Consider the following 14,746-nt stretch of genomic DNA (forward strand, 5'->3'; position numbering starts at 1 on the left):
GTCATATTCTACTTTGTTTTGTAACATTGTTTGTATTTAAAATGATTAAAAAATTAGTTAATGATTTTTACAAAAAATGAGGAGTAATAGATAAGCTAACAGATACCATTCTTATTAATTTAATTAAAAATTTAAATAAAACAGCTTTAATTGATAATTACAGTCAAACAACATTAAATGTATGAAAAAATATAGATACCGATTCAACTATTAGTTGAAAATTCTTTAATGAGTTCTTAAATTACATAATAAATTCTTAAAATCGCAAGTAAAAAAATAAACGTTTTTCCCTATATTTAAGGGTGAAACGTTTATTTTTTTCTTTAACTGGGAAACTCAGGATAAAATTAGATGAACATTTTGTTTTGAAACAATATACAAAAAAACAACAGAAAGAGCACATATTTATCCTGTCTCTTGAATTAAAGAAGAAGTTATAAGTAAGATAATAAATGAAAATAAAGATTTAGATTCTTTAGAGATTCAAAAAAAGTTAGATGAAATTTCAGATATAAATAATTATATAAACTTACCTTCAGAATTACATAGATTATTTGATTCAAACTTATTTACTTATAATGAATATAGCGGTATGTTGCAAATATATAATTATAATGAAGAAATAGATGAATATTATATAAATTTACTAAAAACCAAGTTTAATAAAATACCAGATATTCATTTCAATAAAGAGAGAAGAAGGTATTTTACATTAAGGAATAAATAAAAATACAGAAACGGATTTCTGTATTTTTATAATTATCTAACTCTACCAATTTGGTCAGAAGTTGTTTCTGCTACTGTTTTACCTTCATTAATAGTAAAATCAGACATTGTTCCTTCATTTAAAACAACAACAATTACATCAGATCTAAGTTTTTTTTGAGCTACATATTCTAAATCAACTTGAGCTAATTTATCACCTGCTTTTACTTTGTCTCCAAGATTAACAAAGTTTTTAAAGCCTTGTCCATTTAATGATACTGTGTCAATTCCGATATGAACCAATACTTTAACACCTTCTTTTGTTGTTATTCCATAAGCATGTTTAGAATCTAATAAAACATCTACTGTTCCATCAACTGGTGAGTATACGTTCCCGATTTTTTCTGAATCAAATTTAACAGCAAATCCTTTTCCCATTAAGTTTGCCGAAAAAACACCATCATTTAATTCTTCTAATGGTACTAATACACCTTTTGCAGCAGTTTGTATTCTTACTGATTTATTAGAACTTTTAACTAATGTTTCATCTTCAGTAGTTGAGTTTTCTTTTTGTTTAATTTCTTCTAATTTTAATTCTGAATTATCAGAAGATTTTTTTTCGTATTCAGCAATTAAGTTTCTTTGTGATTGAATTTTAGCATTTACCTGCTCTGCTACTGGTCCCATAATTGCTTGAGCATGAGTTTTACCTTCAAATTTAACTGCTATAGCACCTGCTGATTTTAGTTTTTCTACATCTACTTTAGAAGTATCTTTAACATCATATCTTAATCTAGAAGCACAGTTATTATATGCTGTGATGTTCTCAGTTCCACCAAAACCTTGAACTATTGCATATGCTTGTGGATCTAAATTTGAATCAGTTTTATTGTCTGAGTTTGATTTTGCAAGATAATCAGCTTTTGTGAATAATTTGGTATTTCCACCTCTTCCTGGTGTATGTAAATCAAATTTTTTGATTGAGAAGTAAAACACAACAAAGTAAATTGGAATATATCCTAAACCAATTACAAGTGGTCATCAGAAGTTTGTTCCTTTTGCAACTGGAATAATTCCATATAATAACATATCTAAAATTCCACCTGAAAAGGCCATTGGAATATGAACTCCAGCTAAGTTAGCAAACATAAATGAAAATGCAGCCATTAAAGCATGGAATCCTCAGAATAATAATGGAGCTAAGAATAAGAATGTAAATTCAATTGGTTCTGTAACCCCTGTAATAATAGAAGTAAACGCAGCTGGAACAACTGTTCCTAATGCTAATTTTCTATTTTCTTTTGGAGCAGCTAAAATCATAGCTGCAGCTGCTGCTGGTAGCCCAAAAATCATAAATGAAAACTTACCATCAGCAAAACGTCCTATTTTCATTCCGATTCTTTCGATGAATGTAAATAATGGAACTATGTGTGTTACTTTATTGATTGTATAATCAACTGTCGAACTTGAAAATCCTAATAAAGATAATGAAGCAGTTGAATCTCCAGCATATTTTGTTGGATCTTTTTGAACTTCATTAATTAATTCTTGTAATGTATTACCAATTACAAAACTATCACCATAAGTGTCTTGTTGAGTTTGAATTCATGTTTGTAATAATGAATTAACATCTCCACCAGCACTTGAATATCATAATGGTGAATAGAATACATGGTGTAAACCAAATGGAATTAATGATCTTTCAATAAATCCAAAAATAAATGATTCAAAACCATATGGTACTTTACCTAATGATGAACCAAATATATTAAGACCTGCACCAATTCAAGGTCATAAAATTAAATAAATTATTGCTAGAAGAGCTGAAACTGGAATAGCAATAATTGACACAAATCTTTTTCCACCAAAGAAAGAAATTACTTTAGGTAGTTGAATTGTGTGAAATCTATTGTATAAGTATTGAACTGTTAATCCAATTGTTATTCCACCAAAAACAGAAGTTTGTAGTGATCTAACACCCATTGAATTACCTACAAGACTTTGCAATAATTCTGGTCTTCTTCCAGCTCCATTGAACAGAACTGTATAACCAATTATCTGTTTTTCAGCGTTATATTCAGGTTCAATAAAAACACTTTGAATTGCTAAGAAAACCATATACGAGATAATTGTCGCAAAGACACCGACACCTGCTTCGTCAGTAAATGCAATAACAAAAGCAGCAGCAAACAACAATGGTAATACAGCAAAAACTGGGTCACCTAATTGTTTAATGAATCTTCCTGTTGTCACAAGGGCGATATTTTCTTTATCAATCCCTTCAATAGCTGCACCTACTCCTAAGAATAAACCAGCTATAGACATAACAGAAATAGGTAGCATAAAAGCACCAGAAATCTTAGAAAGTATTTTTCTTAACTTCCCAGATGAACTATTATTCATCTTTTTTGTTTCTTTTACACTACTTGATTTTTTAAATAGTGAATTCATGTTATTTCCTTTTTAAATAATTTTGCTTAAATATAAGCATTATTATTATAAATAAAAATGAAATCACTATTTTGTTTTATTAATTTATTAAAAAATATAATATGAAAAAATTACCTTATTTTTAATAATATGTAGTTAGTTTGTTCTTTGTATAATGTTTTTTAACAATTGATAAAGGTATTAATATACTAAATAACACAAAAACATAGATAGGAATAGATATCAATGATCTAATAACTATTGGTGTCATTAATATCAAGTATTGATCTTTAATATTATATGATCTTCCCAAGAAAAAGTTTGCATATCTTATAAATGCAAATGGACCTCATATTCATCTTGCTAAAACTATTAATGATACAGTTAGGAAATAAACTAAAATTAGTAATGCTATTTTTTCTTTTTTTACTTTATTATTAGTTTTAAAATAAATAATAACTAATAAAAAGAAAATACTTAAAATAACTAAAGATAAAGTTAAAAGAACAATTCCTGCAGTTAATGAAATTCGAGATAGTCCGAATGTTCTAGAAATTCTTAACCCTTTTGGATCATTAAGTTGGGTTGTAAAAATATAAATTAAAACTGCAAAAATACCTAATAAGAAAATATTCATTATGACAATAGATAAATTCTTGTGTTTTTTAAATAAGTCTAAAAATAGTCCAATTAATATTGTCCCAATAATAGGAACAATTGCATAAGCTCAATGGTAAAAACCTATTCTTCCAGCAAATAATAAACCAAAAAAATCTGCCATGAATGATAATAATGTACCTTTTAATTTACCAAAGAAATAAGCAAATAAAATATAAAAAATATATTCAAAATCTAAGTTAATAACCCTTGCTACTGTAAAATTTTTAATTAATGAAATAATTAAAAATAAAGAAAATAATATTCCTGCAAAAGCTACATCTTGTGTAGAAAAACCAAAACGTTTTTTCTTTTTAGCTATTTTATAATTTTTATATATTTTTTTATCTTCTTCATATAATGATATTAAATAAAGAAATCTAAATAGAGAACTTAATAAAAGTCCATAATTTGAAATTAATATTCATTTGAATTTATTGTTATCTTTTTCTTTTTGGTCTAAATTTATGAAAAATTCTTTTTGATATGAATATTCTAAATATGAAACATATACCAAAAATGGTATAAACACAATGGTAATAGATATTAAAAAAATATTAATTATTTTAACTATATTAAACACTTTTTCTTCAAAAGTTATTAAACCTAAATTAGGGATAGAAAAAATAGATGCTATAAGTATTAAAACTCAAAAAAACTTAAAAAATGTATTTAATGAAAATAATTTTCATAGTTCTTTTTCTTTCTGTTTGTAATTCATGCATCTATTATAATATATTAAATTTAAATTGTAGCTGTTTTATTTTCTAAATTTTGTTTTGGATAAATATAAGTTAGTTTTGTTTGAATTTCTTCATTAGTGAAATGATATTTAATTTTGTCTAAAATATTTAATTCATTCATTTCGCTAATATTTCCTAATTTTTCACTTTCTTCATCAATAAAAGTGTGTTCTGAAAATGTATCAATATCCATTCGATAAAAATTCTTGTACATTAATTTTAAATTTCACATTTTTTTATTATTATAAAGTTCAGTGAAATCGGTATCTTGTGTGTTAGTTTTATTATTTAGTAATTCACCAAATATAACATCCTTCTCTATAATAAATATAGGAAACAAACCATAAATATCGTTTTGTGAAAATTTGCATAATGAAGAATGTAATTTTTCATTCATTTTATATAATCTAAATAATTTTGTTTTTCTATTGTTTTTGTCTTTTTTCATCTTACCTCACTTAAAGAATAATTAAATTCTTTGATAGGACTAAAAAAGAACAAAGTTTAATGTATTATAATTTAACTAATGTATAATATTAATTAATATACATTTAGTTTTAAGGAGTACAAAATTATGATAAATGTAAATGAATTTAAACCAGGAATAACATTTCAAGATGAAAATGAAATTTATGTCGTTTTAGAAGCGCAACATTCAAAACAAGGTAGAGGACAAGCTAATGTTAAAGCAAAAGTAAAAAACTTAAGAACTGGTGCTACAACAATTAAATCATATACAGGTGGAGATAAAGTAAAACCTGCACATATAGATAAAAGAAAAATGGATTATTTATATTCAGATGGTGAAAATATTATTTTAATGGATAGAGAAACATATGAACAAATTGAGATTTCTGTTAACAAAGTTCAATGAGAATTAAATTTCTTAAAAGAAGGAAATGAAGTTCAAATTAGAAAATTTGAAAATGAAGTTTTAGATGTTGAATTACCAGCAAACGTAACACTAGAAGTTACTTCTGCTCCTGATGCAGTTAAAGGGAATACAACAACAAATCCACAAAAGAAAGTTATAGTTGAAACTGGTTATGAATTAGAAACTCCAATGTTTATTAAAGAAGGTGATTTAATAACTATATCAACTGAAACAGGTAAATATACAGGAAAAAGCAATAAATAATGTCTAATGAAATAAATGTTTATTATAACTCAGACCAAGTTTATATAATTAAACAAGAAGCTATTTATGATGTTTTGAATAGTGCTTTAGAAAGTTATAATAATGTTAAATTAAATAAATCTATAAATTTAAAATTTGAAAATAATTCAAATGTTTGAATTTTAGTTGATATAAAAATTAAAGAACAAAATTCAAATCAGTTATATGAAATTATTAATAAATTAACAAAAGATATAGATAGTGTAATTAAGTCATTAATAGATAAAAGTCCTAAAAATATTCAGATAGTTTTTAGTGGTTATTACTAATGAAAAAAGAAAAAAATGATATTTCTTATGATTATGCTATTTTTAGAACTAAATTTGAAATGTTATTATCTAATGAAATAAATAAAATACAGAAATTCAAAAAAAATAAAACTAACACTGATTACTTAAAAATGATAGTTGGTTTAAAAAAGGAATTAAGAAATTATTCAATAAAAAGTCAAGATTTAAAAGCTAATTATTTAGCTTTTTTAAAAGTTAAAAGAGAATACCAATTAAAAAGAGTTGTTTGATGGATTGTAGGGGGATTTTTATTGTTTTTTATTATAATACTAAGTATTACAATTCCTTTTTTAATATAATATGAAAAATAAATTTAAGAAGTTTTTACTAAAATATAAATCTTTTACAATTTTAGATTGAACAACATTTACTATTGGAATTATGTTAATATTACTTTATTTATCTATTATTCTATGAAACTGATGAGATAAAAGTTATTTAACATGAAAGACTTATTATGATAACCCTGAAATAATAGCAAAAATAAATGAAATAGCAAGTGCATATGAGGATGACGAACAACGCAATATAGTTTATAAAGCGTTGTTACCAAATGCAACATTATTACTTTGAGGTGAAACAACTTATTGATTTACTTTTATGTCTAATATTTATATGAGTATAACAATAGTTTTATTTCCTTTTTTTAAACAATCAAAAAAAGCACAAAATTTCTATTTTGCTGGGATTGTATATATTATAATAGTTGTTTTAGTATTTTGATTTGGTTGAATTTCTGATCCTAATATTGGTGGTACTTTCACTCAAAATGACTTTTATAGAACAATTATTTGACACGGAATTGCTCCTTTCTTAGGAATTTTAACAATCTTTTGAGAAAGAAAGAGAATTAAAATAAGTACTGGTAGAATTTGATCTTTTTCTATTTTTCCAAGTTGTTATTTAATATTTATATTATTTATATATTTTTTTGGTTATAAATTTAAAAATCTTAATGCAGTTGAATTTTTCCCTAGTTATACTAATTCATCTAACAACCCTATTCCAATTCAATTTAATCGAGAAATAGATAGAGGGATCACTATTTATTCAGCAATAAGTTTTTGAGAACCTCTTGGATATAAAGGTGATAATACATACTTAAAAAGTGTTTTAATAGTTTTTATTATACTCTCTGCTTTTTTTGCTGCTCCAATTATTGGTTTTTTATTAAGAAAAATTCTGCGTATTTTACAACCAGGTCAAAGAAAATTACAAAAAATATATTTCATTAAAAGAAGAAAGTAAAAATGAATAATAAAGAAAAATACATTGCTAGTTATTTTAAAAAAACTCAAACTATATTAAAAAATGAAAAACCAAATAACATAATAACACTACAATTTTTTCAAAGAAAAGATGATTCAATTTTAGCTGGGATGCAAGAAGTTTTAGATTTATTAACAGAAGTTACAGATATAACTAAATATACAGTCAAATATTTACCTGATGGTTCTTTAATTAATAATTTAGATATAGTTTTAGAATTAATTGGTCCATATCATGAATTTGGTATTTGAGAAGGTATGATAGATGGTATTTTAGCTAGAAGTACTTCTATAGCAACAAATGCATATAGATGTAAAAAAGCCGCAAAAAATAAAGAAGTTATTTTTATGGGCGATCGAGCTGATCATTATATTAATCAAGAAAACGATGGTAAGGCAGTAAGAATTGGTGGTATAAATATTGTTTCAACATTAGCTCAAAAAGATAAAAATAACATAAATGATGATAATGTTTTTGGAAGTATGCCTCACATATTAATACAAGGTTTTAATGGTGATGTGGTTGAAGCAACCAAAGCATTTCATAAAAATTTCCCTAATCATAAATTAATATCACTTGTTGATTATAATAATGATGTTATAAGCGATTCTTTAAAGGTTTGAAATGCTTTAGGAAATAAAGTATGAGGGATAAGAATTGATACATCAAAAAATATGGCAGATCATATGTTTGATAATGAAACACCACAATACGGAGTAAATCCAGAACAAGTTTTTAGACTACGTAAAGCTTTAGATGAAGCAGGAGCTAAAGATTATAAAATTGTTGTTTCTTCTGGTTTTGATGAAAAGAAAATAGAATATTTCGAATCATTAAATGTTCCTGTTGATTATTACGGAGTTGGTCAAAGTATTTTTAAATTAAATAATTCATTTTCAGCAGATGCAACTATTTTAAATGGAGAAAAACAAGCAAAAGAGGGAAGATACTATCGTTTAAATCCTAATTTAATTGAATTTAAAGGATTACAAAATAACAAAAATATCGGAAATTAATCCGATATTTTTGTTATTTTTTACCTAACATCGCAAACATATTTTTCTTGTAAACTTCAACTCCAGGTTGATTGAAAGGGTTTACACCTAATAAATAAGCACTCATTGTTAATGCTCTTTCAAAGAACATAAATAAAGCACCAAGTGTAAATTCATTAAATGAATCAAATAATAAGTGAATATTAGGAACTTTACCATTGTTTTTATGAGCATTTGCTGTTGCTTCAAATGCTATATTATTTACTTCATGCAAGTTTTTATTTGCTAAATAATTTAATTTATCATAATCTAATTCTTCTTGTGTAAAATCAATATTATATTCAGGGTTTTTTAATGTTAAAACTGTTTCAAATAATATTTTCTTGCCTTCTTGAATCATTTGTCCTAATGAATGTAAATCAGTTGTAAAAATAGAACTTGTAGGTCAAATACCTTTTTGATCTTTTCCTTCTGATTCTCCAAAAAGTTGTTTTCATCATTCTGCAAAATACTGTAATTTAGGTTCATATGAAACCATCATTTCAATATTATAATTTTCTTTTGTATGCAAGTGGTATCTAGTTGCTGCATATAAATAAGCAGGATTAGATTCTAATTTATCTGAACTAAGTTCTTGATTTGTTATATTTGCACCTTCTAAGATTTGTTTTGCATTAATACCAGCACATAAAAACGGAAATAAACCAACTGCAGTTAATACAGAAAATCTTCCTCCTATATCATCAGGAACTATAAATTTTTGATAACCTTTAGTTGTTGCTAAATCAAACAAGACACCTTTAGATTTATCTGTAGTTGCTACTATATAATCTTTAGCATTGTTTCCTAATTTAGATTCTAATAATTTTCTAAATTCTCTAAACGCTATAGAAGGTTCTAAAGTTGTTCCTGACTTAGAAATAACATTTATGGCAAACTTTTTATTTTTTACATAATGCAATTTTGAAACTAATGTTTCTGCTGAAATATCATTTCCAGCAAATAATAATTCCATTTTTGGTTGTTTAATAGAATATGGTCCGTAAATAAAATCATAACCTGATTTAGCACCTAAATAAGAACCACCAATTCCTATAACTACTACTACTTCTATACCATCATTAAATCAATTATTTGCAACTTCTTCCATTTTTGCAAATTCATTTTTATCATATGTATTTGGTAAATCATATCAACCTAATCAGTCTTTTTCTGGTACATTTTTATTTAAGACATCATTATGTATTTGACTTACCTTAGTTTGTAAATAACTTAATTCTTTTGGACCTTTACTTAAGGCTTTATCAATGTTTAAATTTAAATATTTCATTTTTCTCCTTTTTATCTATGTTATTGTATATTCATCATCTGGGTTTATCATAGAAACTTGATAACCAAGTGATTTAAGTTGATTACCTAATTTACTTGCTTGGGAATCTATTTTAATTTCAGTTCTATTTAAACCTTTTGATAAATTAAATAATACACTTAAATTTGTTATTCCTTCACTATTTAATTCATCTAAACCTGTGATTCTAACATATTTAGTTATTCCTTCATTACTAAACATTATTTTAGTTGGTAGCATTGTATTTCCATCTAAAATCATATGGTCTTTAAAACCTGCTTTATTTAATTCTAAAGCAGAAATGCTAAATGTATCTGAATCATTAAATAATATTAGTCTACGTAACTTTCTAGCTTTATTTTGTGGTTTTTCAATATCATGGAAGATTAATCCTTTTAATGATTTGATAGATTTAGCGCGCGAAAAATCTAATCCCATAGGATAACTATTATTTCCTTCGTCATGATCTGGTTTTAAACCAGGACCAAAACCACCTTGGAAAAATGGTTCATTATTTCTTGTATAATAAACTATTCTTAATCCATCATTTATTCTTTTATATGGATCTGCATGACCTTTTAAATAATCAGTTTCTTCAAATGCTAATGTATCAATGGTTAATCTAGTTGCAACATCTGTGTTCTTTTTAAAATTAAAACTAACGTTATAATCAATTGAATTAACTCATGCTGTTCTTTTTATTGCTCAAGGGTTTAAACTTCAAGAATCTAATAATGAATTACCAAGTGTATATAAACTTAGTTCATCTATGTATTTATCTTCTAATGCTATTAGAGATGAAGTATTAGTAGCAGAAGCGTCAAAGAATAATTCTAATTGAGGTAATCTTTCAGGTAAAGCAGATAGTATATCTCTAAATTTTTGTGAAGAATCATTTTTACCCATATTAAAAAATCTATATGAAGTTATTTCCTTATTATCTGCTTTTAATTCTTCAATAAGTTGTTTAGTTTTAGTATATGCATCATTCTTAGAGGTATCGATTTCTACAACATAACCTTGATTTCGTTTGCCTTCAATAGGTGTATCTCGTTGCATAGAGAAGATTTTAATTCCAGTTACATTAGATACATTATACTTGCTAAATTCAGGAGATTGACTTATGTCTGTTTTAGTTCAACCTGGATATTTTCCTTCTTGGATTGCTCCTGAAAACCTTCATTCAGCTGAATCATATGTAAATGCTCTTTTTTCATTATTATCACGATACATTCTTGATAATACTCCATTAAATTCAGCTGGTAGACCATGAGAATAAGAACCTATTTCACCTTTTTCATTAATATAAACATTATCTTGATTAATTGAATATCCTGTTTTTAAGTAATTTTCTGATTCAGGATTTAATGTATTAAATTTAGAAGTATCTAAATGTATTACTAATCATGCTTTTTCTTCATCTATATCATTGTTAAAATCTTTTATTGGATAAACTTCTGCTGCTTCTTTTTTTAAGAAATTTAAATAAAAAGGATCATTTTTATTTTTCATTATAACTTCTATTAATCTACCAAACCTATCTCAAATACTTCCTCAATAGTTTTTTCTGGTGATGCTTTTATAACCATTTTGATCATAAAATTCTTTATCTTCTATGAATGTATTAATAAATATACCTACATTTCTTTGAATCCCTGTTAGAGCTTGTCTTTTATTTGCCTCACGTAATTCATCTGTTACTTCAACAGATATTATTTCACCTACAAAATTATTGATATATGGTTCTCTATTTGCTAATCCGTTTTCTTTATCATAATTAGAAATAATTCTAGGAGGTATTTTTTTATTAACTTTTGCTTTAACATAAACACCAGCAATTTGAACTAATGTTTCTGAACCACTAGATTTTGGTTCGGGGGTTGGTTCAGGTGTAGAAACTAGTGGTATTGTTTTTGGAGGTTCTTGAACAATTGGTTGACTTGGTGTTTCAATTACCTTAGGAATTGGTGAAGGTGCAGGTTTAGGAGTTTCGATTTGAGGTTTTTCTTTTGGAGGACTTAAGATAACAATTGGTTGTTCTGTTGGTTTTTCAGGTTTTTCTATTATTTCAACAATTTTATTAGGTTTTTCTTTAAGGTTTTGATCTTTATTACTAATTAAGGAATTATCAAAACTTAAATTATTACTTTTATTTAATAAAGCTTCCGCTTTATCATCATAAATAAAAGAATGTTGATTTTTATTAAAATCAACATTATATAATAATGTCCCTATTGAACTTGAAGCAATTATTACACTACTACTCATTAAAAGAAAAATCTTAGATTTACGTTTTTTTAGCATAAGTCCCCTAATATATATATATATATATATATATAATTTATAAACTTATTAAAATTATACATTTTTTTATAGTGTAATAAATTAAATAATATAATATAAATATTAAAAATTGGAGGTTAAATGAAAAAAATAAGAACCCGTTATGCGCCTAGCCCTACTGGTTATTTACATATTGGTGGTGCAAGAACTGCATTATTTAATTATTTATTTGCAAAACATTTTGGTGGTGAATTTATTTTTAGATTAGAAGATACTGATATTAAAAGAAATATAGAAAATGGTGAAAAGTCTCAATTAGAAAATCTAGAATGACTTGGTATTATTCCTGATGAATCACCTCTAAAACCAAATAATAAATATGGTAAATATCGTCAAAGTGAAAAACTTGAACGTTATAAAGAAATAGCAAATTTTTTATTAGAAAAAGGTTATGCATATAAAGCTTACGATACTACAGAAGAATTAGAAAAACAAAAAAGAGAAAGCGAAGAAAAAGGTATTCCTAGTTTTAGGTATGATAAAAATTGATTAAAAATATCTGAAGAAGAAAAACAAAAAAGAGAGTCAGGAAATCAATTTTCTATAAGACTTTCTATGCCTAAAAATTTAAAATATACTTGGAACGATATAGTGAGAGGTGAAATTTCTTTTGATTCATCTGAAATAGGTGATTGAGTTATTTTTAAATCAGATGGATATCCTACATATAATTTTGCAGTTGTTATTGATGATCATGATATGGAAATAACACATATATTAAGAGGTGAAGAACATATAGGAAATACTCCTAAGCAATTAGCATTATATGATTTGTTAAAGTGAAAAGTACCTGAATTTGGACATTTAACTATTATTACTAATATGGAAGGTAAAAAATTATCAAAAAGAGATACATCACTTAAGCAATTTATAGAAGATTATAAAAACGAAGGTTATATACCTCAAGCAATATTTAATTTTTTAAGCTTATTAGGATGAACATCAGAAGATGCAAAAGAATTAATGACTAAAGAAGAGAATATTGATAAATTTGACCCACAAAGATTAAGTAAAAGTCCTTCTAAATTTGATATTTCAAAAATGATTTGATTTTCAAAACAATATATGAAAAACACTGAAAACTCTTACATAATAAATCACTTACCATTAAATAAACATAATAAAAATAATGAATGATTAGAATTGTTTGTAGATACTTTTAAACAAAATTCTACAACTTTTTCTGAATTAATAAGTCATTTAAATACATATTTAAATCCCAATGACATTAAATTTAACTTATCTTCTGAAGAAAAAGAAGTAGTTATAGAATTTTATAAAAATTTGAAAAATAAAAATGATTTTTCTGTTAATTCAATACAAGAATCAATAAATAAAACTCAAGAAACATTAAAAATAAAAGGTAAAAAATTATTTATGCCAATTAGATTAGCATGTACATCAATTGAACATGGTCCTGAATTAGCAAAAACTATTTATTTATTTGGAAAAGAATATACATATAAGGCATTAGAAAAATATTATGAAAATTAAATTTCATTCCTTGATAAACCAAAACGATAACGAAAATATTATAGAATTTGAATCTGAAAGCGAATATTCAAAAGAAGACGGATATGAAGTATTTTCATTTTATGAACCTTCAAATAATGTAAGAAATAGAATAGAGATTTCTAATAATAACATTAATATATATGCAGGTAGCACTACTGTGTTTTTAGAATATCAAAAAGATGTCGATTTTGATTTATATATAGAAAATAATAATAGAATATCTTCATTACAATTAACTTCTCATTGATTTAAAAAAGAATTTACAAATAATTCTTATTTATTTAAATACTCATTATCAAATGATAATTCAATTATAGGTGAATATGAAATTACCTTAACTGTTTTGAATTAATTTAGTCAAAAGTAAAATAGAATGTATTGATTTTACCTTGGTTCCCCATTTAAAGTAAAAATAAACGTTTTTATCTATTATATAGTTAAAAACGTTTATTTTTTTACTTGAGATTTTAAGTCTTGAAAATAATAAACAAATTGAGAAATTAAATGAAAACTATAAAAAAGTAATTGATAATATTATTACTAATTATGATGAAAAAGTAAATCCAGAACTTTTAAAAAATCTAATTATGACAAGTTTCAATAAACCGAGTTATAAAAACATAAAAATTAATGCAGGTGTTGATGTTGTTGAAAAATTTATAGATAAACTTAATCTTTTAAAGGATTTTAAATATGGAAAGCATAAAGGTATGGAAGAAATAATTAAATATAGTATGCAAATAAAATTTCTAATCCTTCCAGTATTTTAAATAGTTATTTAAAAAGAGATTTAAGTGGTTTAGATCTTGATTATTCAAAAAAATAGTTTTTACCGTATGCTAAATTTATTACTAAATAATAAAAATACACTGTTAAAAAATATTGAAGAAATCAGAATAAATAACTCAACACAAAAAAATGATGTTCTTTGATTCTATAACATTATATTTTGAAAGTTTCACAAGAGATGGTCTAAGAAGACCTGGTTATTCAAAAGATGGAAAATTTAAAGAAGTTCAAATTGTTGTCCTGAGTTTCCCAGTTAAAGAAAAAAATAAACGTTTTCGCCCTTAAATATAGGGAAAAACGTTTATTTTTTTACTTGCGATTTTAAGAATTTATTATGTAATTTAAGAACTCATTAAAGAATTTTCAACTAATAGTTGAATCGGTATCTATATTTTTTCATACATTTAATGTTGTTTGACTGTAATTATCAATTAAAGCTGTTTTATTTAAATTTTTAATTAAATTAATAAGAATGGTATCTGTTA

15 protein-coding genes and 1 pseudogene are annotated in these 14,746 nt (G+C 24.8%); 11 read left to right on the forward strand and 5 right to left on the reverse strand.

The genetic code is table 4. The features are described from left to right. Together T405_RS02745 and T405_RS04155 are read left to right on the forward strand one after the other, a co-directional pair. Positions 1 to 260 (forward strand): annotated as a pseudogene (locus T405_RS02745) (hypothetical protein); the annotation flags it as partial. Between the two features lie 113 nt (positions 261 to 373). Continuing rightward, a complete protein-coding gene (locus tag T405_RS04155; RefSeq protein ID WP_416389218.1) occupies positions 374 to 727 on the forward strand; it encodes an MAG4270 family putative restriction endonuclease in 354 nt (117 codons plus the stop codon). Positions 728 to 759: 32 nt separating this feature from the next. Here T405_RS04155 and T405_RS02750 read toward each other — a convergent pair whose 3' ends face one another. The 3 genes from T405_RS02750 to T405_RS02760 form a co-directional block, all read right to left on the reverse strand. After that, positions 760 to 3,156: a PTS sugar transporter subunit IIABC gene (locus tag T405_RS02750; RefSeq protein WP_036430861.1), complete on the reverse strand. Its 2,397-nt coding sequence runs from the start codon at positions 3,154 to 3,156 to the stop codon at positions 760 to 762. Between the two features lie 121 nt (positions 3,157 to 3,277). Next, positions 3,278 to 4,513, reverse strand: coding sequence for a hypothetical protein (locus T405_RS02755; RefSeq protein WP_051619552.1), 1,236 nt, complete (start codon positions 4,511 to 4,513; stop codon positions 3,278 to 3,280). A 23-nt stretch (positions 4,514 to 4,536) separates the two neighbouring features. Beyond that, on the reverse strand, positions 4,537 to 4,983 hold the full coding sequence (locus T405_RS02760; RefSeq protein WP_036430864.1) for a hypothetical protein: 447 nt from the start codon (positions 4,981 to 4,983) through the stop codon (positions 4,537 to 4,539). Positions 4,984 to 5,109: 126 nt separating this feature from the next. Between T405_RS02760 and efp the strand changes: the two genes are divergently transcribed. Genes efp through T405_RS02785 form a run of 5 tightly spaced genes read left to right on the forward strand, consistent with a single transcriptional unit; the run spans position 5,110 to position 8,287 of the window. After that, on the forward strand, positions 5,110 to 5,673 hold the full coding sequence (gene efp / locus T405_RS02765) for an elongation factor P (RefSeq protein WP_036430867.1): 564 nt from the start codon (positions 5,110 to 5,112) through the stop codon (positions 5,671 to 5,673). Continuing rightward, positions 5,673 to 5,981: an MMB_0454 family protein gene (locus T405_RS02770; RefSeq protein WP_036430870.1), complete on the forward strand. Its 309-nt coding sequence runs from the start codon at positions 5,673 to 5,675 to the stop codon at positions 5,979 to 5,981. The genes efp and T405_RS02770 overlap by 1 nt, the downstream gene beginning before the upstream one ends. Continuing rightward, on the forward strand, positions 5,981 to 6,301 hold the full coding sequence (locus T405_RS02775; RefSeq protein WP_036430873.1) for a hypothetical protein: 321 nt from the start codon (positions 5,981 to 5,983) through the stop codon (positions 6,299 to 6,301). The genes T405_RS02770 and T405_RS02775 overlap by 1 nt, the downstream gene beginning before the upstream one ends. Before the next feature lies 1 nt (position 6,302). Continuing rightward, positions 6,303 to 7,250, forward strand: a complete 948-nt coding sequence (locus T405_RS02780; protein WP_036430898.1) for an MAGa3780 family membrane protein — start codon at positions 6,303 to 6,305, stop codon at positions 7,248 to 7,250. 2 nt (positions 7,251 to 7,252) lie between these two features. Next, positions 7,253 to 8,287, forward strand: coding sequence for a nicotinate phosphoribosyltransferase (locus T405_RS02785; RefSeq protein ID WP_036430877.1), 1,035 nt, complete (start codon positions 7,253 to 7,255; stop codon positions 8,285 to 8,287). A gap of 13 nt (positions 8,288 to 8,300) precedes the next feature. On the opposite strand, the gene T405_RS02790 is transcribed toward T405_RS02785, so the two are convergent. Further along, positions 8,301 to 9,596: a glucose-6-phosphate isomerase gene (locus T405_RS02790; RefSeq protein WP_036430880.1), complete on the reverse strand. Its 1,296-nt coding sequence runs from the start codon at positions 9,594 to 9,596 to the stop codon at positions 8,301 to 8,303. A gap of 15 nt (positions 9,597 to 9,611) precedes the next feature. Next, on the reverse strand, positions 9,612 to 11,918 hold the full coding sequence (locus tag T405_RS02795) for a putative immunoglobulin-blocking virulence protein (RefSeq protein WP_036430883.1): 2,307 nt from the start codon (positions 11,916 to 11,918) through the stop codon (positions 9,612 to 9,614). 120 nt (positions 11,919 to 12,038) lie between these two features. Here T405_RS02795 and gltX point away from each other — a divergent pair, with 120 nt between their 5' ends. The 4 genes from gltX (at position 12,039) to T405_RS03870 (ending at position 14,546) form a co-directional block, all read left to right on the forward strand. Beyond that, positions 12,039 to 13,451 carry a glutamate--tRNA ligase gene (gltX, locus tag T405_RS02800; RefSeq protein WP_036430886.1) on the forward strand — a complete coding sequence of 471 codons (1,413 nt, stop codon included), beginning with the start codon at positions 12,039 to 12,041 and terminating at the stop codon, positions 13,449 to 13,451. Then, a complete protein-coding gene (locus tag T405_RS02805) occupies positions 13,441 to 13,824 on the forward strand; it encodes a DUF1934 family protein (protein ID WP_036430890.1) in 384 nt (127 codons plus the stop codon). The genes gltX and T405_RS02805 overlap by 11 nt, the downstream gene beginning before the upstream one ends. 235 nt (positions 13,825 to 14,059) lie before the next feature. Next, positions 14,060 to 14,242, forward strand: a complete 183-nt coding sequence (locus tag T405_RS02810) for a hypothetical protein (protein ID WP_036430892.1) — start codon at positions 14,060 to 14,062, stop codon at positions 14,240 to 14,242. A 148-nt stretch (positions 14,243 to 14,390) separates the two neighbouring features. Further along, a complete protein-coding gene (locus T405_RS03870; protein ID WP_169734326.1) occupies positions 14,391 to 14,546 on the forward strand; it encodes a hypothetical protein in 156 nt (51 codons plus the stop codon). Positions 14,547 to 14,746 lie beyond the last annotated feature (200 nt).

This window comes from Mycoplasmopsis felis ATCC 23391 (genome assembly GCF_000701865.1).
Taxonomy (GTDB): domain Bacteria; phylum Bacillota_I; class Bacilli_A; order Mycoplasmatales; family Metamycoplasmataceae; genus Mycoplasmopsis; species Mycoplasmopsis felis.